20 protein-coding genes and 1 tRNA gene are annotated in these 21,104 nt (G+C 66.8%); 14 read left to right on the top strand and 7 right to left on the bottom strand.

What is annotated here, in order from left to right:
- The first annotated feature begins 254 nt into the window (after positions 1 to 254).
- From TVNIR_RS10440 to TVNIR_RS10395, 10 genes are all read left to right on the top strand, one after another.
- Complete coding sequence (locus TVNIR_RS10440) at positions 255 to 530, top strand: hypothetical protein (protein ID WP_015258998.1); 276 nt, start codon at positions 255 to 257, stop codon at positions 528 to 530.
- Between the two features lie 92 nt (positions 531 to 622).
- Entirely contained in the window at positions 623 to 2,539 is a 1,917-nt protein-coding gene (gene thrS / locus TVNIR_RS10435) for a threonine--tRNA ligase (RefSeq protein WP_015258997.1), read from the top strand.
- Between the two features lie 21 nt (positions 2,540 to 2,560).
- Positions 2,561 to 3,112 (top strand): translation initiation factor IF-3, encoded by a 552-nt coding sequence (infC, locus tag TVNIR_RS10430; RefSeq protein WP_471546464.1) that lies wholly within the window; start codon positions 2,561 to 2,563, stop codon positions 3,110 to 3,112.
- A gap of 98 nt (positions 3,113 to 3,210) precedes the next feature.
- Entirely contained in the window at positions 3,211 to 3,408 is a 198-nt protein-coding gene (rpmI, locus tag TVNIR_RS10425; RefSeq protein ID WP_006748586.1) for a 50S ribosomal protein L35, read from the top strand.
- A gap of 15 nt (positions 3,409 to 3,423) precedes the next feature.
- Entirely contained in the window at positions 3,424 to 3,783 is a 360-nt protein-coding gene (gene rplT / locus TVNIR_RS10420) for a 50S ribosomal protein L20 (RefSeq protein WP_015258995.1), read from the top strand.
- 232 nt (positions 3,784 to 4,015) lie between these two features.
- On the top strand, positions 4,016 to 5,044 hold the full coding sequence (pheS, locus tag TVNIR_RS10415; RefSeq protein WP_015258994.1) for a phenylalanine--tRNA ligase subunit alpha: 1,029 nt from the start codon (positions 4,016 to 4,018) through the stop codon (positions 5,042 to 5,044).
- Positions 5,045 to 5,049: 5 nt separating this feature from the next.
- Entirely contained in the window at positions 5,050 to 7,413 is a 2,364-nt protein-coding gene (gene pheT / locus TVNIR_RS10410; RefSeq protein WP_015258993.1) for a phenylalanine--tRNA ligase subunit beta, read from the top strand.
- Positions 7,414 to 7,415: 2 nt separating this feature from the next.
- On the top strand, positions 7,416 to 7,715 hold the full coding sequence (locus tag TVNIR_RS10405) for an integration host factor subunit alpha (RefSeq protein ID WP_015258992.1): 300 nt from the start codon (positions 7,416 to 7,418) through the stop codon (positions 7,713 to 7,715).
- Positions 7,699 to 8,055 carry a MerR family transcriptional regulator gene (locus TVNIR_RS10400; RefSeq protein WP_015258991.1) on the top strand — a complete coding sequence of 119 codons (357 nt, stop codon included), beginning with the start codon at positions 7,699 to 7,701 and terminating at the stop codon, positions 8,053 to 8,055. Before TVNIR_RS10405 ends, TVNIR_RS10400 begins: the two co-directional genes overlap by 17 nt.
- 76 nt (positions 8,056 to 8,131) lie before the next feature.
- A tRNA-Pro gene (locus tag TVNIR_RS10395) sits at positions 8,132 to 8,208 on the top strand.
- A 369-nt stretch (positions 8,209 to 8,577) separates the two neighbouring features.
- Here TVNIR_RS10395 and TVNIR_RS10390 read toward each other — a convergent pair.
- Genes TVNIR_RS10390 through TVNIR_RS10360 form a run of 7 tightly spaced genes read right to left on the bottom strand, consistent with a single transcriptional unit; the run spans position 8,578 to position 16,177 of the window.
- Positions 8,578 to 9,402, bottom strand: coding sequence for a symmetrical bis(5'-nucleosyl)-tetraphosphatase (locus TVNIR_RS10390; protein WP_015258990.1), 825 nt, complete (start codon positions 9,400 to 9,402; stop codon positions 8,578 to 8,580).
- Positions 9,403 to 9,415: 13 nt separating this feature from the next.
- A complete protein-coding gene (apaG, locus tag TVNIR_RS10385; protein WP_015258989.1) occupies positions 9,416 to 9,796 on the bottom strand; it encodes a Co2+/Mg2+ efflux protein ApaG in 381 nt (126 codons plus the stop codon).
- Positions 9,793 to 10,800, bottom strand: a complete 1,008-nt coding sequence (locus tag TVNIR_RS10380) for a glucokinase (RefSeq protein WP_015258988.1) — start codon at positions 10,798 to 10,800, stop codon at positions 9,793 to 9,795. The genes apaG and TVNIR_RS10380 overlap by 4 nt, the downstream gene beginning before the upstream one ends.
- Positions 10,797 to 11,627, bottom strand: a complete 831-nt coding sequence (gene rsmA / locus TVNIR_RS10375) for a 16S rRNA (adenine(1518)-N(6)/adenine(1519)-N(6))-dimethyltransferase RsmA (protein WP_015258987.1) — start codon at positions 11,625 to 11,627, stop codon at positions 10,797 to 10,799. The genes TVNIR_RS10380 and rsmA overlap by 4 nt, the downstream gene beginning before the upstream one ends.
- Positions 11,624 to 12,667, bottom strand: a complete 1,044-nt coding sequence (gene pdxA / locus TVNIR_RS10370) for a 4-hydroxythreonine-4-phosphate dehydrogenase PdxA (protein WP_015258986.1) — start codon at positions 12,665 to 12,667, stop codon at positions 11,624 to 11,626. Before pdxA ends, rsmA begins: the two co-directional genes overlap by 4 nt.
- 11 nt (positions 12,668 to 12,678) lie before the next feature.
- Positions 12,679 to 13,998 carry a peptidylprolyl isomerase gene (locus TVNIR_RS10365; protein ID WP_015258985.1) on the bottom strand — a complete coding sequence of 440 codons (1,320 nt, stop codon included), beginning with the start codon at positions 13,996 to 13,998 and terminating at the stop codon, positions 12,679 to 12,681.
- Entirely contained in the window at positions 13,976 to 16,177 is a 2,202-nt protein-coding gene (locus tag TVNIR_RS10360) for an LPS-assembly protein LptD (protein ID WP_015258984.1), read from the bottom strand. The genes TVNIR_RS10365 and TVNIR_RS10360 overlap by 23 nt, the downstream gene beginning before the upstream one ends.
- Positions 16,178 to 16,391: 214 nt before the next feature.
- Between TVNIR_RS10360 and ppa the strand changes: the two genes are divergently transcribed.
- The 4 genes from ppa to mltB all read left to right on the top strand — a co-directional run bounded on the left by ppa (position 16,392) and on the right by mltB (position 21,052).
- On the top strand, positions 16,392 to 16,928 hold the full coding sequence (gene ppa, locus TVNIR_RS10355; protein ID WP_006748599.1) for an inorganic diphosphatase: 537 nt from the start codon (positions 16,392 to 16,394) through the stop codon (positions 16,926 to 16,928).
- An 85-nt stretch (positions 16,929 to 17,013) separates the two neighbouring features.
- Positions 17,014 to 18,906 (top strand): penicillin-binding protein 2, encoded by a 1,893-nt coding sequence (mrdA, locus tag TVNIR_RS10350; RefSeq protein WP_015258983.1) that lies wholly within the window; start codon positions 17,014 to 17,016, stop codon positions 18,904 to 18,906.
- Entirely contained in the window at positions 18,903 to 20,021 is a 1,119-nt protein-coding gene (rodA, locus tag TVNIR_RS10345; protein WP_043739600.1) for a rod shape-determining protein RodA, read from the top strand. The genes mrdA and rodA overlap by 4 nt, the downstream gene beginning before the upstream one ends.
- A complete protein-coding gene (gene mltB / locus TVNIR_RS10340) occupies positions 20,018 to 21,052 on the top strand; it encodes a lytic murein transglycosylase B (RefSeq protein WP_015258981.1) in 1,035 nt (344 codons plus the stop codon). The genes rodA and mltB overlap by 4 nt, the downstream gene beginning before the upstream one ends.
- The last annotated feature ends 52 nt before the right edge of the window (positions 21,053 to 21,104 follow it).

Here is a 21,104-nt window from a genome sequence, read left to right as displayed (position 1 = left end):
ATCGTTTTGCCGAATACCGTCGGTCCGGTGAACATGCACCGGCCGACGGCGCAGGTCGTCGTGGCCGGCGACACCGGCGCCTGCTGCGAGGAACCGGCTTTCCGCTGCGGCGGGACCGATGGCTGCGTCAGCGTGGGAAGGCAGCTGCGGACGAACACGGGAATCACGGGCGATGAGACGGACCGAACCGCATGTCCGTGTCGGTCCGTGTTCTGCGTGGCTCGCCTTTCCCTCGTTCAGGGTGGCCGCTGGCCATGAAAGTCAGCAGCGGCCGTCAGGGGCATAGCGTCGAGCGCTCGGTTCCGGCTGAGGACCTGACCTGGCAGGATCCGGTACCCGCGGTTGACCACGAACTGATCGATGCCCGGGACATCGTGTCGCTGAAGGATCGCATGCTCGCGTCGGAGCTGTCGGTCCCTGATCTGGTGTCGACGGCCTGGGCGTCGGCCTCGATCTTCGGCGGCTCCGACAAGCGCGGCAGGCCCACAGCGTTGCGGTATTTCGCTCCGGGCGGCGGGCCTCTGGTATGATCCGCCGTCCCTGACGGCCCCGGCACCACGCCGGGCGATCCATCCATCACTGCGCTCGACCCCGCGTACAGGTCGGCGAAGGAGTCCGAACGATGCCTGCAGTTTCTCTCCCCGATGGCAGCCGCCGCGAGTTCGATGCGCCGGTGACGGTGCTCGATGTTGCGCGCGACATCGGCCCGGGTCTGGCCAAGGCCGCGCTGGCCGGCAAGGTCAACGGGCGCCTGGTCGATGTCCGGCACCCGATCACCGAGGATGCGGAACTCGCGATCGTGACCGACCGCGATCCCGAGGGTGTCGAGATCATCCGGCACTCGACCGCGCATCTGCTTGCGCAGGCGGTGAAGGATCTCTTTCCGGGCGCGCAGGTGACCATCGGCCCGGTGATCGAGAACGGCTTCTACTACGATTTCTCGTTCGAGCGTCCCTTCACGCCCGAGGATCTCGAGAAGATCGAGAAGCGGATGAAGGAACTGGCCAAGGCCGACCTGCCGGTGGAGCGCTCCGTGATGCAGCGCGACGATGCGGTCGTCTATTTCCGCAACATGGGCGAGGAGTACAAGGCCGAGATCATCGAGAGCATTCCCGAGGGCATGGAAATCTCGCTGTACCGGCAGGGAGATTTCGTCGATCTCTGCCGCGGCCCGCATATCCCGTCGACGGGCCGGCTGAAGGCCTTCAAGCTGACCAAGGTCGCCGGCGCCTACTGGCGCGGCGACTCGAACAACGAGATGCTGCAGCGCATCTACGGCACCGCTTGGCCGAACAAGGAGCAGCTGAACGCCTACCTCGAGCAGTTGCGCGAGGCAGAGCGCCGCGACCACCGCCGGATCGGCACCGAACTCGACCTGTTCTCGATCCAGGACGACGCCGGTGGCGGCCTGGTGTTCTGGCATCCGAAGGGCGCGCGGATCCGCCGCGTGATCGAGCAGTTCTGGTTCGACCTCCACGAGCGTGCCGGTTACGACTTCGTGGTGACCCCGCATATCGCGAACCTCGACCTGTGGAAGACCTCCGGGCACGCCGACTTCTACTCGGAGTCGATGTACGAGCCGATGGAGGACGACAACCAGGCGTTCCAGCTCAAGCCGATGAACTGCCCGTTCCACGTGCTGGTGTACAAGGACCGGCTGCACTCCTACCGGGATCTGCCGCTGCGCTGGGGCGAGATGGGCACGGTATACCGGCGCGAGATGTCGGGCGCGCTGCACGGGCTGATGCGCGTGCGCGGCTTCACCCAGGACGACGCGCATATCTTCTGCCGGGAAGATCAGATCGAGTCCGAGATCATCGGCGTGCTCGACCTGACTCTGGAGCTGCTGAGTGCTTTTGGTTTCAATGATTTCGAAATTCATCTTTCCACGAAACCTGAGGACGCGGTAGGGTCTGTCCGAATCTGGGACCACGCGACTGCGGCGCTGCGCTCGGCGATCGAGAAGAAGGGACTGGAATACACCGTGGACGAGGGCGGCGGCGCGTTCTACGGGCCGAAGATCGACGTGAAGATCCGCGACGCGATCGGCCGGCAGTGGCAGTGTTCGACGATCCAGCTCGACTTCAATCTGCCGGAGCGTTTCGACATGGAATACGTCGCCGAAAACAACGAGCGCCGGCGGCCAATCATGATCCATCGCGCGTTGTTCGGCTCGCTGGAGCGGTTCTTCGGTGTGCTGATCGAGCACTACGCGGGTCTGTTCCCGCTGTGGTTGGCCCCGGTGCAGGTGGGGGTGCTGACCATCACCGAGCGCCAGGACCGCTACGCCCGGGAGGTCGTATCGGGCCTGCGTGCACAGGGGCTGCGGGTCGATGCGGACTTGAGAAACGAGAAGATCGGCTTTAAGATTCGCGAGCACACGCTCAAGCGCGTGCCGTACCTGCTGGTCCTCGGGGACCGCGAAATGGAATCCCAATCCGTGGCCGTGCGTACCCGGTCCGGGGAAGACCTCGGGAGCATGAGCCTCGGGGCGCTGTCGGAGCGGCTTCAGGGAGAGATCGCCAGTCGCGGTCACTGAGCGCAATCGGCCCCGGGATTCATTACCTACAATTGTCTGGAGAATAAGGCTATTAGCGGAGCCAAGAGTGTTCGACTGAACGAGCAGATCATCTGCCCGACGATCCGATTGATCGATGCCGAGGGTGAGAACCGCGGCGTGATGAAAACGGAGATCGCGCTGGGAATGGCGCTGGAAGCCGGAATGGATCTGGTGGAGATATCTCCCAACGCCGATCCCCCGGTCTGCCGGATCATGGATTACGGCAAGTTCAAGTTCGAACAGGCCAAGAAGGCTCAGGCGGCCAAGAAGAACCAGAAACAGGTCCAGGTCAAGGAAGTGAAGTTCCGGCCGGGGACCGACGAAGCGGATTACCAGGTCAAGCTGCGTAATCTCATCCGGTTCCTGGAGGCCGGCGACAAGGGCAAGGTGACGATCCGTTTCCGCGGCCGGGAGATGAGGCACCAGGAACTGGGCGGAGAACTGCTCGACCGGATCGAGTCGGATCTGGCCGACATCGCGGTGGTGGAACAGCGTGCCAAGATGGAAGGCCGGCAACTGACGATGGTGATGTCCGCGAAGAAGAAGTCGTAGCGGGCGTCGAACACAAGGGCCGGCGGGTTCCGGTATACCCGCAGGCCTCTGATAATCGGCCGTGCATGCACGTAGCGGCCTCTAGACTGGAGATACAAATGCCGAAACTGAAGACCAACCGGGGCGCAGCCAAGCGCTTCGCGAAGACCGGTTCGGGTGGGTTCAAGCGGGCGCAGTCGCACCGCCGCCACATCCTGACCAAAAAGTCCACCAAGCGTAAGCGCCACCTGCGTGGTGCGGCGATGATCCACGACAGCGATGTCGCGGCCGTCCGCCAGATGCTGCCGCACAGCTGATCGAGGAGGAGAACCATGCCACGAGTCAAGCGCGGCGTTACCGCCCACGCACGTCACAAGAAGGTTCTGGACCAGGCCAAGGGCTATTACGGTGCTCGCAAGAACGTCTACCGGGTCGCCAAGCAGGCTGTCACCAAGGCCGGGCAGTATGCCTACCGCGACCGGCGCCAGAAAAAGCGCCAGTTCCGGGCGCTGTGGATCGTCCGGATCAACGCGGCGGCCCGTCAGTTCGACCTGTCGTACAGCCGCCTGATCGACGGCCTCAACAAGGCCGGGGTCGAGATCGACCGCAAGGTGCTCGCCGACCTTGCGGTGCACGACATCGCGGCCTTCGGCAAGATCGCCAATACCGCGAAGGCCGCCTTGCCGGCATGACGGTTGCGGAAAATGCCCGGGGAGGCGCCCCGGGCGCATCATCCCGCAGGGATCGCCGAGTCCGGAGCGACTGAAGGGACTCGCCGCAGCGTGCACTCGCCTTGCGGTGGGTGTACCGGCAGCGAACCGAAGGGAGGGCCCCAGACCCTCCCTTTTTCTTTCAGGCAACCGATGCAGGATGCCCGTCGCCAGTGGTACCGCAGGCCGGCAGCGGGTCGTGGAGAAATCCGACGTGGAACAATTGCAGAAGCTGGTGGCCGAGGCCGTAGCCAGGATCGAGCAGGCCGAAGGGCTTGCCGATCTCGACGCGCTGAGGGTGCGTTATCTCGGCAAAAAGGGCGCGCTGACCGCGCTGCTGAAGGAACTCGGTCGCCTTCCCGCCGAGGAGCGACCGCGGGCGGGACAGGCGGTCAACGAGGCGAAGGGCGAGTTGTCCGGGCGAATCGAGGCGCGCCAGCGGGAACTGGCCGCCGCCGAGGTGGCGCGGAAGCTGCGCGAGGAACGGGTGGATGTGAGCCTGCCGGGGCGCCGTCCGGCGACCGGCAGCCTGCACCCGGTCACCCAGACGATCGAGCGCATCCGCGAGTTCTTCGCCGGCATGGGCTACCGGGTCGCCGAGGGGCCCGAAGTCGAGGACGACTTCCACAACTTCGAGGCGCTGAACATCCCCGAGGAACACCCGGCGCGGGCGATGCACGACACCTTCTATTTCGACGCCCACCGGGTACTGCGCACGCACACCTCGCCGGTGCAGATTCGCGCGATGAAAGAGCAGCGCCCGCCGCTGCGGATCATCGCTCCGGGGCGCGTGTACCGCTGCGATTCCGATCTGACGCACAGCCCGATGTTCCACCAGGTCGAGGGGCTGTATGTCGATTCCGGCGTCACCTTCGCGGACCTGCGCGGCGTACTCAGCGCGTTCCTGCAGGCCTTGTTCGAGAACGACGATCTGAAGACCCGGTTTCGGCCTTCCTATTTTCCGTTCACCGAGCCCTCGGCCGAGGTCGACATCCAGTGCGTGCACTGCGGGGGGTCCGGCTGCCGGGTCTGCAAGCAGACCGGCTGGCTCGAGGTGATGGGCTGCGGAATGGTGCACCCCAACGTGTTCGGCCATGTCGGGATCGACGCGGAGCGCTACACCGGCTTCGCGTTCGGTCTCGGAGTGGAACGCATGGCCATGCTTCGCTACGGAGTCAATGACTTGCGGCTTTTTTTTGAGAATGATGTTCGGTTTCTCGGGCAGTTCGCCAGAGCGGGGTAGCGACGATGCGGATCAGCATGCAGTGGTTGCGCGAATGGCTTCCGGTGACCGAGACGGAAGAAGAACTGGGGCACCGGCTGACCATGGCCGGTCTCGAACTCGACGCGATCGAGCCGGCGGCGCCCGCGTTCCGCGGGGTGCGGATCGGGCAGGTGCTGAGCGTCGCTCCGCACCCCGACGCCGACCGGCTGCGCGTCTGCCGGGTCGATGCCGGCGGCGATGCGCCGCTCGATATCGTCTGCGGGGCGCCGAACGTCGTCGGCGGGATGCGGGCACCGGTGGCCTGCATTGGCGCGGTGCTGCCGGGCGACTTCCGGATCAAGCGTTCGAAGCTCCGTGGAGTGGAATCGCAGGGGATGCTCTGTTCGGCGTCGGAGCTGGGGCTGGCGGAATCGTCCGAGGGTCTGATGGCGCTGCCCGACGATGCCCCGGTCGGGGCCGATTTCCGCGAGTGGCTCGGGCTGGATGACGCGATCCTCGAGATCGACCTGACGCCGAATCGCGCGGACTGCCTCGGGATGCTGGGTGTCGCGCGCGAGACTGGTGTGCTGCTGGACCGGGAGGTCTCCGGCCCGCGGATCGAGCCGGTGCCGCCGGAGTCGGACCTGCAGGTGGCGGTGCAGGTCGCGGACCCGGGCGCCTGTCCGCTGTATGCCGCGCGAGTGATCGACGGGCTGGACCCGGGCGCGCAGACGCCGATGTGGATGCGTGAGCGGCTCCGTCGCGCCGGGGTGCGCCCGCTGCACCCGGTGGTCGATGTGACCAACTACGTGCTGCTGGAACTCGGGCAGCCGATGCACGCGTTTGCCGCCGACGCGGTGGGCGATGGCATCGAGGTACGGTTCGGGCGATCCGGCGATCGTCTGCGGCTGCTCAATGGCGACGAGATCGAACCGGGCTCCGCAGACCTGTTGATTGCGAATGCACGCGGACCATTGGCCCTCGCGGGCATCATGGGCGGCGAGGACAGCGCGGTGACCGCGGACACGACCCGGGTGGTGCTGGAGAGCGCGCATTTCGCGCCACAGGCGCTGGCCGGGCGCGCGCGGGCGTACGGGTTGCACACCGACGCCTCGCACCGGTTCGAGCGTGGGGTCGACCCGACGCTGCCGCTGTATGCGATGGAACGCGCCACGGCGCTGATCCAGGCGATCGCCGGTGGTTCGCCCGGCCCGGTGACCCACCAGGGAGTGGTGCCGACAGCCCATGCGGATACCGCGATCGCACTGCGCCGGGAGCGGATCCCGCGGGTGCTGGGGATGGCCTTCGACCCGGCGGAGGTCGAACGGATCCTCGTCGGGCTCGGATGCCGGGTGAACGCGGTGGAGCACGGCTGGACGGTATATCCGTTGCGGGCCCGCTTCGATCTGACCCGGGAGGAGGATTTGATCGAGGAGCTTGCACGCGTCCACGGCTACGAACGCCTGCCGCAGACGCTCCCGGCCGCGACGGTCCCGGCGGCCCGCGCCGCCGAGGTCGCTCTGGTCCGGCACAAGCGCGAACTCGCGGATCTGGGTTTTCACGAGATCGTGAGCTTTTCGTTCATCGCACCCGATTGGGCCGACGCGTTCTATCCCGAAGTTCAGGGACTCGAACTTTCCAATCCCATCTCGTCCGAACTCGCGGTGATGCGCCCCGGTTTGTGGCCTGGCCTGGTGCGTACCGCGGCCCACAATCTGGCCCGCCAGCAGGGCGATCTCCGGCTGTTCGAATACGGCCTGAGATTCGTCCCGGACGCTTCCGGGCTGCGTCAGGAGCCCCGGCTTGGTGGGCTGCTGTGCGGCGGGGCGGAGCCGGAACACTGGCAGGCCGCACGCCGCGGCGTCGATTTCTTCGATGCCAAGGGGGTGGTCGAGGCGTTGTGCCCGGGCGGTGCGGGTGCGCTGCGTTTCGAACCGGCACTGCATCCCGCGCTGCACGATGGTCAGGCGGCGCGGGTGCTGCTGGACGACCGCCGCATCGGCTGGATCGGTGCACTGCATCCATCGCTGCGCGAACGCTTCGACGTGCCGGAGATGTTCTTGTTCGAGCTCGACGGCGCTGTGCTGTCGGCCGCACCGGTGCCCCGATTCCGGGCGCTCTCCGCATTTCCCGCGATCCGCCGCGATCTGGCGCTGGTGGTGCACGAGGATGTGCCCGTCGGTGAACTTCTGGCCGCGCTTGGCGAACTCGATCTGCCGCTGTTGCAGGAAGCCCGCCTGTTCGACGTGTATCGCGGCAAGGGGCTCGAAGAAAGCGAGAAAAGTGTCGCTTTTGGCTTGATTTTAAGGGCTTTTGATCGCACCCTTGAAGAAGAGGATGTACAGACTGTTACCAGGGCGGTTCTGGAGCATCTGGACGCCCATTTTGGCGCGAAACCGAGATACTGAGCATGGCAGCTGTAACGAAGGCAGAACTGGCGACGGTCCTGCACGAGGAACTGGGTCTGAACAAGCGCGAGGCGAAGGAACTCGTCGAGTTTTTCTTCGAGGAAATGCGGTTGGCACTGGAACGGGGTGACAGCGTGAAGCTGTCGGGATTCGGCAACTTCGTGCTGCGCGACAAGGGTGAGCGCCCCGGGCGCAATCCCAAGACCGGGGAGGAGATCCCGGTGTCGGCACGCCGGGTGGTCACCTTCCGTCCGGGCCAGAAGCTGCGGGAGAGGGTGGAGGCCTATGCTGGAAGCGAGTGAGCGTCAGGAACTGCCGGCGATCCCCGGCAAGCGCTATTTCACGATCGGCGAGGTCGCGGAGCTCTGCCAGGTGAAACCGCATGTGCTGCGGTACTGGGAGCAGGAATTCCCGATGCTCTCCCCGGTGAAGCGCCGCGGCAACCGGCGCTATTACCAGCGCCACGACGTATTGCTGATCCGCCAGATCCGGGCTCTGCTGTACGAGCAGGGCTACACGATTCACGGTGCGCGGCAAAAGCTGAGCGGCGAGGAGGCCAAGGGTGACCTGACCCAGACCCAGCAGCTCATCCAGGATACGATCACCGAGCTCGAAGGCATCCTGCGCATCCTGAGGCACTGAGTATCCGCGGCTCCTGTGCGCGGCGCGTATATTCGGACTTCCCCGGGGAGCTCCGATTCGCTACACTTACGCACTTCGGGGCGTAGCGCAGCCTGGTAGCGCACCTGCATGGGGTGCAGGTGGTCGGAGGTTCAAATCCTCTCGCCCCGACCAAATAAAACAAGCACGTACGAAAGCCGCCGAAAGGCGGTTTTTCGTTGGGGTCACAGAAAAGTCACGGTCACGGCGCACGAAAAACCCCGGCGCGGGGCCGGGGTCGGTGGGGTTGGGGTGCGTCAGGCCGTCATGCTGCCGCGCGGGCGGCGGCCCTCGCTTGGCAAAGCTTGTCCTCAGCCGCTTCCGTAGCGGCCTTGGCGTCGGTCAGTCCCGTAGGGCGGAATAGCGCAGCGTCATCCGCCGCTCGGCGTTCGCGCATCCCCGGCGCCTGCGGCAACCCCGGCGCCGGATGGCGGATGACGGCCTTCGGCCTCTTCCGCCCTACGCCTCTTCGTTACCGATGGGTGGCGCCGGCCTGGCGCGCAATCAGCCAGGGCAGGGCTGCTGCCACAGCGCTTCGTCGTCCGGCGCAGCGTCGAGTCGCACCATGGTCAGCTGGTTGCCCCAAACGCAGCCGCTATCGAGCGCCAGCCAGTCTGGCCCCCGGCGATGGCCCAGGGCCGACCAGTGGCCGAATACGATGCGCTGGCCCGCGCACGCGCGTCCGGACACCTCGAACCATGGGGTGAGCCAGCGCGGGGCGAGCCCGGGCGGACCGCTTTCCTCGAAGTCGAGCCCGCCATCGTCGCGAATGTAGCGCATGCGGGTGAACGCGTTCACGGTGTAGCGCAGCCGGTCGACGCCGCGCAGCCGCGCATTCCAGCGGTCCGGCTGGTTGCCGTACATCCGGGCGAGAAACGCCTCGCGCTGATCCGGATGTGCCAGAACCTCCTCGACGGCCCGGGCTTCGGCCCGGGCGCGGTCCAGATCCCATTGCGGCGGGATCCCGGCGTGGACGAGGGTCCATCCGAGGCCGGCATCGTGGTGGATCAGGGGCCGGTGCGCGACCCACTCGAGCAGTTCATCGGCGTCTGGCCGGTCCAGCACATTGTCGAGCGTATCGCGCGGTCGGGGCGTGCGCAGGCCGGCGGCGGCCGCCAGCAGGTGCAGATCGTGGTTGCCGAGCACGGTCACCGCCGCATCGCCCAGATCGCGCACCCGTTTCAAACAGCCCCCGGAGTCGGGCCCCCGGTTCACCAGGTCGCCGACCAGCCATAGACGGTCACGTGCCGGGTCGAACGCGACCCGCTCGAGCAGCCGCTCGAGAGGCTCCAGGCAGCCCTGCAGGTCACCAACGGCGTAAACAGCCATCAGGAACCCACCGTCAATGCAGCGAATGGGGGATCGAGAGAGTGAACGGGGGGATCGGGGCCTGGAAGGTGAAACCCGAATCGTCGCGCATCTCGTAGCTGCCCTCCATCGTCCCGACCGGGGTCTCGAGCACCGTGCCGCTGGTGTATTCGAATTCCTCTCCGGGCGGGATCCGTGGCTGCTTGCCCACCACACCTTCGCCGCGCACTTCCTGGGTCTGATCGCGGGCGTCGCGGATGATCCAGTGCCGGTTCAGCAGCTGGACCGCGGCCTCACCCGTATTGCGGATCGTGATGTGGTAGGCGAACACGAACCGCGAGGCCTCGGGATCCGACTGTTCTTCGATGTACGCGGTTGCGACTTCGATCTCGACGCGGTGTTCCGTAGGGCTCATGCAGTATCTCCAGGAGGTTCCATGGCCCGGTGCGCGGCCGCCGCCGCGCCCAGCAGGCCGGGTTCAGGATGGACGATCAGGTGCAGGGGCAGACCAGCCGCCAGATCCTGCATCGGTGGTTTGTTGCGGAACGCTTGAAGGAATCCCGGTGCCTCGAAATGCGCCTTCCACCGGGGAGCGATCCCGCCGGCGATGAATACACCGCCGCGAGGCAAGGCGGTCAGCGCAAGGTCACCGACCTGACCCGCATAGATGCTGACAAAGCGTTCGACGACCTGCAAGGCCGCCGGGTTGCCGCTGTCGGCCAGGGTGCCGATCGCGGCCGCCGGATCCGGTGCCGCCAGCGCATCTGCCAGCTCCGGCGCCGGCGTCTGTTCATGCACGAAGGCGGTGATCCGGGCGATGCCGGCTCCGCTCAGCAGGTGCTCCCGGGTGCAGCGTCCGAGGCGTCGGCGCACCCATTCTCCGAGCGCGGCCTGCCAGGCGTCGGCGGGCGAGAAGTCTGCGTGTCCGCCTTCCCCGGGGAAAAGGCGGTTCTGCGGCGGTGGTCCCACCAGGCAGGTGCCCAGCCCGGTCCCTGCACCGACCACCAGCCGGAGGCCGGCAGGGTCGTGATGACCGGCCTGCAGGGTGTCGAGATCTGCCGGGCGCAGCGCATCCAGGCCTGCGCCGATCGCCGCGAAGTCATTGAGCAGACGTACCGGCGCCCCGAACCGACGTGCGAGTCCACGCGCATCGAGGGGCGGCCAGTCCAGGTTGGTCAGGCGCGCCGTCGCCGAGTCGTTTTCGCCCTGGACGGGACCTGCCAGAGCCAGTCCGACCGCGGAGATCGGTTCCTCCCGATCGCCCTTGGTTGCAAGCCAGTGCTCCAGCAGATGCTCGAGGCTGGGATGGTCCTGGCTGGGCAGCCGGGCGCGGTGTTCGAAATGCCAGCCGCCGGCCTCCGGGCGTGCGACCGCGAGCAGCGTCTTGGTGCCCCCGATGTCACCGACCACGATGCTCACTGTGCACCTGCGGAATCGGCCGGTTTCGGTCGCATATCGTTGCTTCCCGGTGCGGTCAGCGACGCGAGACGGATGAACGTGGCGACCTCCAGCGCCTCCGGCCGAAGGCCGGAGGCCACACCTGCGGCGGCGAATGCGTCCGGTGGCAGCAGGCCCGCCAGAGCACGGCGCAGGGTTTTGCGGCGGTTGGAAAAGGCTTGGTGGACGAGCTGGCGGAACCGGCTTTCGAGTTCCGGTGGCACCAGGGGGCGATCCAGGGGCTCGATGCGCACGAGCGCGGATTCGACCTTCGGGGCGGGGCGGAATGCTCCGGGCCCGACCGTGAACAGCTGCTTGGCGCGCGCGCGCGCGCCCAGCATCACGCTCAGTCGGCCGTAGCGCTTGCTGCCGGGGCCGGCGACCAGCCGTTCGACGACTTCCTTCTGCAGCAGGAAATGCATATCGCGGATCGCTTCGGCCTGGTCGAGCAGGTGGAACAGCAGGGGGGTGGAGATGTTGTAGGGCAGATTCCCGACCACGCGCAGGCGCCCCGGACCCGGAGCACGGTGGGCGAAGTCGAACGCGAGTGCATCGGCAGAGTGGATGGTGAGCCGGTCGGGCGCGGCCAGCGTGCGCAGGTGGGGGATCAGGTCACGGTCGAGTTCCACGACCTCCAGGTGTTCAACTCGCTCGAGCAAGGGTCGGGTCAGAGCACCGAGTCCCGGGCCGATCTCGATCATCGAATCGTCGCGGGCCGGGGCGATCGCGGCGACGATGCGCGCAAGAACACCGGGGTCGTGCAGGAAGTTCTGTCCGAACCGCTTGCGCGCGGCGACCCCGGGGTTCACGTCCCGGCCCGTGGGCCCCGTGCGACCGGGTCGGGCCCCGCGTGCCTTCGTCGGACTACCAGTTCGCGGGCCAGCGCCTCGGCCGCAAGGAAACTGCCCGGGTCGGCGGATCCGGAACCGGCCAGGTCCAGCGCCGTTCCGTGGTCCACCGAGGTGCGGATGAAGGGCAGACCCAGAGTCACATTCACGGCCCGGCCGAAGCCGGCGTGTTTCAGTACTGGAAGCCCCTGGTCGTGGTACAGCGCGAGCACCGCGTCGACCTCGGCGAGCGCGCGGGGGGTGAAAGCGGTATCTGCCGGCAATGGCCCGCGCAGGTCGATCCCGCGCGCGCGCAGGGTGTCGAGCACCGGTATGATCACCGAACACTCCTCGGTTCCGAGCACGCCGTGTTCCCCGGCATGCGGGTTCAGGCCACACACCGCGATCCGGGGCGGGTCGATGTCGAAGCAGCTGCGCAGATCATGGTCGAGGATGGTGATGACCTCCTCGAGCAGGGCAGGGGTGATCGCATCGGGGACCGCGCGCAGCGGCAGGTGCGTGGTCGCCAGCGCGACCCGCAGGCTCCCCGCGGTGAGCATCATCACCGGGCGGCAGCCGCCGGCGCGCTCGGCGAGCCACTCGGTATGACCAGTGAAGGCGTAGCCGGCACGGTGGATCACCTCCTTGTGCACCGGCCCGGTGACCATCGCGTCGAACAGGCCGTCGATGCAGCCGGCGGCAGCGGTCTCCAACAGGGTCAGGACATGTTCGGCGTTGGCCGGATCCAGCACGCCGCAATGAACGGGTGCAGCCACCGGGACCGGAATCAGTTCGAGGGTTCCGGGTGGGGTCGGCGCACGCGGACCGTCCGGTGCAAAGGTGACAATGCGCAACGGGAGCCGGAGCTGCCGCGCACGCTGCTCCAGCAGCGCGGGGTTGCCGATCGCGACCCGCTGCGCGGCGATCGGCTGCTGTGCCAGCCGCAGCAGCAGGTCGGGGCCTACGCCGGCGGGTTCCCCGGTGGTGAGTGCCAGACGCGGTGTGGGTTCGCTGGTGGGCATCGACAGTGCCTTCAGGACCTGAGGCCCTCGATTCGGTATTCGATGAAGGCTTCGTCGCGCAGGCGGCGCAGCCAGAGTTCGGTCTCTTCTTCGCGCTTGCGGTTCTGCAGGATTTCCCGTGCCCGGGCACGGAGCAGTTCACGCGAGGCGTCCACCGCCCGGCGGTCGAGTACCTCGATGATGTGCCAGCCGAACGGGCTCTGGACCGGCGCGCTGACCTCGCCTACGGCCAGATGGGCGACCGCCTCCTCGAACGCGGGCACGGTCTCGCCCGAGCTGATCCAGCCGAGTTCGCCTCCGCGGGCGGCGGATCCCGGGTCGTCGGAGTGCGCCCGGGCGAGGTCGGCAAACGAGGCACCGTCCTGGATGCGACGATACAGGACGCGGGCCTGCTCCTCGGCCTCGAGGTCGCCGCGGATCTGGTCGGGGCTGATCAGGATGTGCCGGACGCGCGCCTGATCCACCGCAACGCTGGCGCCGCCCTCACGGTCGATCAGCTTCACGATGTGAAAGCCGTTCGGGGAACGCAAGACGGGGGTGATCTCGCCGGGGCGCATCAGGATCACGTTGCGCGCGAACAGGGTCGGGATGTCGGCGGCGCCGCGCCAGCCAAGGTCACCCCCCTCGAGCGCGTCCGGCGCGTCGGAGTGGGTGATGGCCAGGCCCGCGAAGTCTTCTCCGGCAACGGCGCGGTCCCGTAGCTCGCCCGCTTGCTCGCGTGCCCTGGCAATGGTGCCGGAGTCGGCGCCCTGCGGCAGCGCAACCAGGATGTGCGCCAGGTGGTAGCGCACGTCGCGGTCGATCGCGCCGCTTTCGGCGGCGATCAGGTCGTCGATCTCTTGCTCGCCCACGCGCAGCCGATCCTCGACTTGACGCCGCCGCAACTGCGCGATCGTGAGTTCGTCGCGGATCTGTTCGCGAAACTGGTTGAAGTCGACCCCCTCGGCTTGCAGCGCGTTGCGCAGTTGCAGCAGGGTCAGGTTGTTCTCGGCGGCGATGTTTTCCATCGTGCGGTTCAGCGCGAGTTCGTCGATCCGGATGCCGACCCGTTCCGCCTCTTGCAACTGGATGCGTTCCAGCACCATGCGCTCCATCACCTGGCGCACCAGCGCATCGCGGTCGGGGATCCCGACCCCGCGTTGAACGAGCTGCTGCTCGGCCATTTGCAGCCTCTGCACGAGTTCGCGCTGGGTGACCACATCTTCGCCGACCACGGCGACGATCCGGTCCATGAAGCGGTCGCGCTCCTGGGCCAGCGCCGGATGCAGTGCAGTGGACAGCACGATCAACACGATCGCTGCCAGTGCGCTAGTGGTTCTCGAATGTCCCATAGCCGGAGATGCCCTCGCGCAGCAGGTTGTCGAGCCCGGTATCGAAGCGCGTCAGACCGTCGAGCGTCAACTGGAAGTAGATCGCGTTATTGTACCCGCCATCGAAGTCGGTGAGGTATCGCCGGAGTGCCACGCGCAGACCGTAACAGCAGCTACGATACTCAAGACCGGCCAGCAGTTCGAGATCGCGGTCTTCGCGCAGGCTGTAATTCCAGCGCCCGATGGCCTGGATCCGGTCGCTCAGCGGCCAGTAGGCCGAGATGTCGGTCTGCTCGATCTGCCCTTCGCGCAAGCGGTAGCCCAGGTTCAGCAACGCCCGTTGCCCGGGGCGGTAGGACAGGGCGACGGTCGCGAGGCGCGCACGGTCGCGGTCGGTGTCGAACAGGATCGACCCGCGGCCATGCCAGTTCCGGCCCAGCAGCGCCTGGGCCTCGGCGGCAAGCTCGGAGCGGTTTTCCCGTCTGGGCGGCGCGCCCGGCCGAAGCCCGACACGGCGGTCGTCGAGGTAGGTGATCTGGCCGCCGGACAGGCTCAGCCGCTCGGCGCCCGTCGTGGGGTCGATGATCCGGCTGGTCACCGCCGTGGTGATCTGGTGGGTGTCTCCCACCCGGTCGGCGCCGATGAAACGCTGGGTAGTGAACAGGCTATCGAAGCTGAAGTCGCGTTCCCCGGTATCGAACAGCGGGATGTCGTCCTGATTCCGGAATGGCACATAGCCATAGAAGACCCGCGGTTCGAGGGTCTGCAGATTGCCGTCGTCCAGGATGCGTTCCAGGACCAGGCCACCGTCCACGCTCATGGCCGGGAGCGTCCGGCTCGGACTGCGGTCGGTGCCGGGCCCGATTCCGTCCAGGCGGTAGTCGGTTTGCCGGACGCTGACCCGCGGTTCGATGAAATAGCCGCCACCGTCGTGCCGAAAGCCGACCTCGGGTTCCAGATCCACGCGTGTGCCGGTGACCGAGTCGCTGCGTTCGAACCGCACCAGCTCCGAGCGCAGGCCCCAGTAAAGCCCCGAATCCAGCGAATGACCGGCCTGCAGCAGCACCTGCGGCAGGCGCTGGTACGGGCGGTCCTCCGCCGTCAGGCTCGGGTCGAGGGACTGAAACCCCTGCACGCGACCGGTCAGGCGCCAGGCCGGTTGGTCGTAGATCAGGTCCAGACGGCGCTCGACGACCGCGGTGCTGGAGCTGAAGAGGTCGGTGCCGAAGTCCTGGAAGTAACTCGGGTCCGATACGTCGGTGGCATCGATGCCCAGGAACAGATCTGGCCGCAGCGTGGCCTGCTGACGCCACCGGAACAGGTGCCGGTCGTCCCCGGTCACGCGATCGTCCGGCAGGAACGCAAGATCCACGATGCCACTCCCCCAGGGGCGCAGGTAGCGCCACTCGCTCTCCAGCATCAGACCGCGCCGGGACTGGATACGCGGCGTGAGTGTCGCGTCGTACTGCGGGGCGATGTTCCAGTACCACGGGGCGGCGATGTCGAGGCCGCTGTTGGTGCTGTAGCCAGCCCGTGGCGTGAGCAGCCCGGACTGGCGCCGGTCGTCGATCGGAAAATTGATGTACGGTGTGTAGAATACGGGGACGTTGCGCAGGCGCAGCGTCACGTTGCGGGCATGGCCGCGTCCGCTGTCCTGGTCCAGGCGCATGGAGCCCGCCGACAGCCACCAGCTGTCATTGTCTTCCGGGCAGGTCGTATAGCCGCCGGAGGTCAGGCGGATCCGCCCCGGTCCTTCCTGCTCCGCGTGGGCTGCGCTCCCGCGCGCGCGCCGGGAGCGCAGCCAGTAGTCGATGTCCGAGAACTCGCCCTGATCCTGGTCGAGCCAGTACCGGCCTTCGCCGGCCTCGACTAGCAGGTCGCCGTCGAACAGCCGGGTGCGGCCGCGCGTTTCCACCACACGCTCGCGCAGGTCGTAGTCGACCCAGTCCGAATCCACCCGGCGCCCGTCCGCGAACAGCCGGACGTCTCCGCGCGCGTGCACGCTGCGCTCGCGGATAGCCTCGACGAAATCGGATTCCACCTCGATCACGCCGGGTTCGAGTGATCGGAGCTGGGGCCAGAAGGCGTCGGGCGGGCCCGGGCAGAGGGACAGGTATTCGGAGATCGCGGGCTGCGGAAGCAGGGCCAGGAGCAGCGCAGGGACCAGCGCGGCAGGGCGTCGCAGCGGCTTGGCCGTCATGGTGTCGGGGGGGTGCGTCCGGTGAGTTCCATGATGATGTTCCTGTCGTGGTCGAGCTGTCGATCCGGGGACTGTCAGGGCCTGCCGGACGCCGCAGCCCCGGTGACATCCGCCTGCCGGACTTATACCGGTTGCGAGATCCCCCCGCAAGCCGATTCACCTGGACCCGATCACCGGTATAATGTGCCACCAACCCAGCCGTGAGGTTCCGTCCATGGACCTGAGCAAAATCCCCGCCGGCGCCGATATCCCCAACGATATCAACGTCGTGATCGAGATCCCAGCGCTGGGGCAGCCGGTCAAGTACGAGATCGACAAGGACAGCGGAGCCCTGGTCGTCGACCGGTTCATGACAGTGGCCATGTTCTATCCCTGCAACTACGGGTTCGTGCCGCATACGCTCGCGGAGGACGGGGACCCGCTGGACGTGCTGGTGATTACGCCGGTACCGCTGGTCCCGGGGGCCGTGGTGCGGACACGGCCGGTAGGGCTGCTGAACATGTCCGACGAGGCCGGCCCGGATTCCAAGGTGCTGGCGGTCCCCCTGACCAAACTCGACCCGCAATACGAGCGCATCCACGGGCCGGAGGACGTCCACCGGGAACTGCTGGATCAAATTACCCATTTCTTCGGGCATTACAAGGAAATGGAGCGCAACAAGTGGGTGAAAGTCGAGGGATGGTCGGACGCCGCCAGCGCCAAGGCGGAAATCCTCGCGAGCTACAAGCGCTATCAGAAAAGCAAGGTCTGAGCTGCTTCGACTCCGCCGTTCGGGAGCCGTGGCCCGGGTGCGAACGGACCCTCCCGCAAGGCCACCCGCTGCCGGGCCCTGACGCATGTTGATCGATCGAAACGACTCCTACGACGAGGGAAGCCGGGACCAGCGCCGTTTCTCGATCCGGGTGCTGGTCGCGATTGTGGTGCTGCTGGGCCTGGTGCTGACGATCGGCGTGCGTATGTTCAGCCTGCAGGTCGGAGCGCATGCTCACTTCACCACGCTGTCCGAGAACAATCGGCTGCGGATCGAACCGATTCCGCCGGCGCGCGGACTGATCTACGATCGCAACGGCGTGCTGCTGGCTGAGAACCAGCCGGCCTACCAGCTCGAGGTGACGGTGGAGCAGGCGGGCGATCTGGACCGACTGCTAAAGCGCCTCGCCCCCCTGGTCGACCTTACTCCGGCCGAGATCGAGCGCTTCCGGACGTCGGTGCGCCAGCGCCGCCCGTTCCAGCCGGTACTGCTGAAGGCGGGGCTGGACGACGAGGCCGTGGCCCGGATTGCGGTGGCGCGGCACGAACTCCCCGGCGTCGAGATCGAGGCCCGCCCCGTCCGTCACTATCCCCAGGGTGCCGATTTTGCCCATGTCGTGGGGTACGTGGGCCGGATCAACGAGCGGGATGTCCAGCGGCTGGATATGCGCAACTACGCGGGCAGTTCTCATACCGGGAAGACCGGGATCGAGCGCTACTACGAGGACGTGCTGCACGGAACCACCGGCCACAAGCAGGTCGAGGTCAACGCCCAGGGAAGGGTGATCCGTGAACTGTCGGTCACGCCACCGGTGCCCGGACAGGATCTGTTTCTGAGCATCGACGTGGAGCTGCAGCGGTCGGCGCGTGCTGCGCTGGCGCCACACGATGGCGCCGTGGTCGCGATCGATACCGCGACCGGGGAGGTGCTGGCGCTGGTCAGCAAGCCCGGATTTGACCCCGATCCCTTCGTGAACGGGATCTCCCACCGGGATTTTGCCGCCTTGCAATCCGATCCGCACAAACCGCTGTTCAACCGGGCGCTGAGCGGCCAGTATCCACCCGGATCCACATTGAAACCGGTGGTTGCGTTGGCGGGGCTGGAAGAGCAGGTGACCACCGCGGAACGGCGCATGTTCGCGACCGGTTACTACCAGCTGCCGGGGCACGAACGCCGCTACCGTGACTGGCGGCGCAGTGGGCACGGCTGGGTGGACATGTCGCGTGCGGTGGCCGTTTCCTCCGACGTCTACTTCTACGATCTCGGATACAAACTGGGCATCGACCGGATGGCGCCAATGTTCAAGGCCTTTGGTATCGGTGACCGCGTCGGCATCGATGCCACCGGCGAACGCCCGGGTATTCGCCCGAGCCGGGAATGGAAACGCTCGGTGCAGAACCTGCCCTGGTTCCCCGGCGAGACCCTGATTACCGCGATCGGCCAGGGCTACATGCTGACCACGCCGCTGCAGCTCGCGGATATCGCGAGCACTCTGGCGAACCGCGGGCAACGGCTGCAGCCACGCCTGCTGCGCGCGGTCCGCGATCACAGCGACGCAGAGCCGATCGTGCAACCGGTGCGCCGGCTGGCGCCGGTGTCGGCGAGCGACGACCATTGGGCTGTGATCCACGAGGCACTGATCGACGCGGTGCACGCACGTCATGGCACCGCCTGGGGCAGCATCGGCAGCACCGCGCCTTCCTACCGGATCGCCGGGAAGACCGGCACGGCGCAGGTGTTCAGCCTCGCGCCCGACCAGGAATACGACGAGTCGGAACTGGATCGCAGGCTCTGGGACCACGCGCTGTTCCTGGCCTATGCGCCTGCCGACGATCCGCAGATCGCGGTAGGGGTGCTCGTCGAGCACGGAGGCAGCGGGGGTCGGGTCGCGGCGCCCATTGCGCGCAAGGTGATCGATTTCCACCTTGCATCGCGCGGGCTGCTGGCCGATGCCGTCGAAGCCGGGGGCGTGCGTTGATCAGTGTGACCGGCAGAGAGCTTACTGCGTCGCAGTGGATTCTGCGCAGCCTGCGCCTGGACGGGACTCTAATGCTGCTGCTCGCCATCCTGCTCGCACTCGGTCTGGTCGTGCTCTTCAGCGCCTCCGGCGAGAACGTGGCGGCGATGGAACGGCAACTCGTCCGCGTTGGGTTCGGGCTGGCGGGCATGCTGTTGGTCGCCCGTATACCCGTCTCGACATTGCGGGCCTGGTCCCCCTGGCTGTTTCTGGCCGCTCTGGGCCTGCTGGTCGCAGTGATGTTCATGGGCGAAGTGGGCAAGGGCGCCCGGCGTTGGCTCGACCTGGGCATGTTGCGGTTCCAGCCGTCGGAGATCATGAAGCTGGCGATGCCGCTGATGGTCGCCTGGTACCTGTCGCTGCGTACTGCGCCCCCCCGCTTCCTCGATCTCGTGGTGGTCGCGGTGCTGATCGTCGTCCCGGTACTGCTGATCATGCGGCAGCCCGACCTGGGGACCGCGCTGCTGGTCGGTGCCGCGGGACTGCTGGTGGTGTTCCTCGCCGGGCTGAACTGGCGCTGGTTCGTCGGGCTGGGCGCGGTGGTCGCGGCGGCCATTCCCCTGCTCTGGGCGCAGATGCACGATTACCAGCGCCAGCGCGTGCTGACCCTGCTGAATCCGGAGTCCGATCCGCTGGGTGCCGGCTATCACATCATCCAGTCGAAGATCGCGATCGGATCCGGAGGGCTGTATGGCAAGGGCTGGCTGAACGGCACCCAGTCCCAGTTGCAATTCCTGCCCGAGCGATCGACCGACTTCGTGTTCGCGGTCTATGCGGAAGAGTTCGGCTTTCTGGGCGTGCTGGTGCTGCTGGCCTTGTATTTTCTGATCATCGCGCGGGGGCTCTGGATCGCGGGTATGGCTCAGGACCGGTTCTCGCGGCTGATTGCCGGTAGTATCAGCCTGACGTTTGCGGTGTATATGGTTGTTAACATTGGGATGGTGGCGGGGATGCTGCCGGTAGTCGGGGTGCCGCTGCCACTGGTCAGTTACGGGGGCACGTCGCTGGTGACGCTCATGGTGGGCTTCGGTATCCTGATGGCCGTTCACTCCCAACAGCGACTGGTGAATCGATGACTCCGACCCTGAAAACCCGGCCCGGGCTCTTGCTGCAGATCTGTATTCATGCCGTGTCCATCCTGTTGCTCGCGGCCTGTTCGCTCCCGGGCCTGGCCGTGTCGCAGTCGGAGTACCGCGCGGGCGATCCGCCGTACCTGGAGCGCCCCGAGGTCATCGCCTTTATCGACGAACTCGCGGCGGATGGGCTGGACCGCGGCGAGCTGGAGGCGCTGTTTGCCGATGTCGAGCCGCAGCAGCGGATTCTGGATCTGATCTCGCGGCCCGCGGAGGCGCGCCCGTGGAAGGATTACCGACCGATCTTCGTGAACAGTCCGCGGATCGAGCGGGGGCAGGTGTTCATGGAGGAACAGGCGTACTGGCTCGAACGGGCCGAGGAAGTCTTCGGGGTCGACCAGGCGCTGATCGCCGCGATCATCGGGGTCGAGACGAACTACGGGCGGAACCTGGGCGGGTTCCGGGTCATGGATGCGCTGGTGACGCTCGGTTTCGATTATCCTCCACGGGCGGACTTCTTCCGCAGCGAGCTGCGGCACTACCTCCAGCTCGTGGACGAGGAGGGGCTGGATACCCGCGAGACACGCGGCTCCTACGCCGGCGCGATGGGTCGCGGGCAGTTCATTTCGTCGAGCTACCGGGCGTACGCGGTGGATTTCAACGGCGACGGGCGCCGTGACCTGATCGATTCCTGGGCCGATGCGATCGGCAGTGTCGCGAACTACTTCCGCGAGCACCACTGGGAAACGGGACAGCCGGTGGTGGCCCGGGCGCAGGTGGAAGGCGAGGGCTACGAGGCCCTGCTGGGTGGGGGCTACCAGGCGCGTTTCTCGCTCGACGAGCTTGCCGCGCACGGCGTCTATCCGGCTGAAGTGGTGCCGGCGGACGGCCGTTTCTCGCTGATCCGTCTCGAGGGTGGGCACGGCTTCGAGTACTATCTCGGTTACCCGAACTTCTACGTGATCACGCGTTACAACCGCAGTCCACTGTATGCAATGGCGGTGCACCAACTCGCGGAGGCGCTACGGCAATGAGCAGCACCCGACCCGTTGCGGCACACGGCGCGGGTCGTGGTGCCACGGGTAG

Source organism: Thioalkalivibrio nitratireducens DSM 14787, from assembly GCF_000321415.2.
GTDB lineage: Bacteria > Pseudomonadota > Gammaproteobacteria > Ectothiorhodospirales > Ectothiorhodospiraceae > Thioalkalivibrio > Thioalkalivibrio nitratireducens.
This window is presented reverse-complemented; position numbering and strand designations above follow the sequence as displayed.

Excerpts from the sequence above, each read along its gene's own strand:
- TVNIR_RS10390 (WP_015258990.1), bottom strand. The coding sequence starts at position 9,402 with ATGGCTGTTTACGCCGTTGGTGACCTGCAGGGCTGCCTGGAGCCTCTC.
- TVNIR_RS10360 (WP_015258984.1), bottom strand. The coding sequence starts at position 16,177 with ATGACGGCCAAGCCGCTGCGACGCCCTGCCGCGCTGGTCCCTGCGCTG.
- TVNIR_RS10440 (WP_015258998.1), top strand. The coding sequence starts at position 255 with ATGAAAGTCAGCAGCGGCCGTCAGGGGCATAGCGTCGAGCGCTCGGTT.
- thrS (WP_015258997.1), top strand. The coding sequence starts at position 623 with ATGCCTGCAGTTTCTCTCCCCGATGGCAGCCGCCGCGAGTTCGATGCG.
- mrdA (WP_015258983.1), top strand. The coding sequence starts at position 17,014 with ATGTTGATCGATCGAAACGACTCCTACGACGAGGGAAGCCGGGACCAG.
- mltB (WP_015258981.1), top strand. The coding sequence starts at position 20,018 with ATGACTCCGACCCTGAAAACCCGGCCCGGGCTCTTGCTGCAGATCTGT.
- rplT (WP_015258995.1), top strand. The coding sequence starts at position 3,424 with ATGCCACGAGTCAAGCGCGGCGTTACCGCCCACGCACGTCACAAGAAG.
- apaG (WP_015258989.1), bottom strand. The coding sequence starts at position 9,796 with ATGAGCCCTACGGAACACCGCGTCGAGATCGAAGTCGCAACCGCGTAC.
- TVNIR_RS10400 (WP_015258991.1), top strand. The coding sequence starts at position 7,699 with ATGCTGGAAGCGAGTGAGCGTCAGGAACTGCCGGCGATCCCCGGCAAG.
- pheT (WP_015258993.1), top strand. The coding sequence starts at position 5,050 with ATGCGGATCAGCATGCAGTGGTTGCGCGAATGGCTTCCGGTGACCGAG.
- ppa (WP_006748599.1), top strand. The coding sequence starts at position 16,392 with ATGGACCTGAGCAAAATCCCCGCCGGCGCCGATATCCCCAACGATATC.
- TVNIR_RS10405 (WP_015258992.1), top strand. The coding sequence starts at position 7,416 with ATGGCAGCTGTAACGAAGGCAGAACTGGCGACGGTCCTGCACGAGGAA.
- rpmI (WP_006748586.1), top strand. The coding sequence starts at position 3,211 with ATGCCGAAACTGAAGACCAACCGGGGCGCAGCCAAGCGCTTCGCGAAG.
- TVNIR_RS10365 (WP_015258985.1), bottom strand. The coding sequence starts at position 13,998 with ATGGGACATTCGAGAACCACTAGCGCACTGGCAGCGATCGTGTTGATC.
- pdxA (WP_015258986.1), bottom strand. The coding sequence starts at position 12,667 with ATGCCCACCAGCGAACCCACACCGCGTCTGGCACTCACCACCGGGGAA.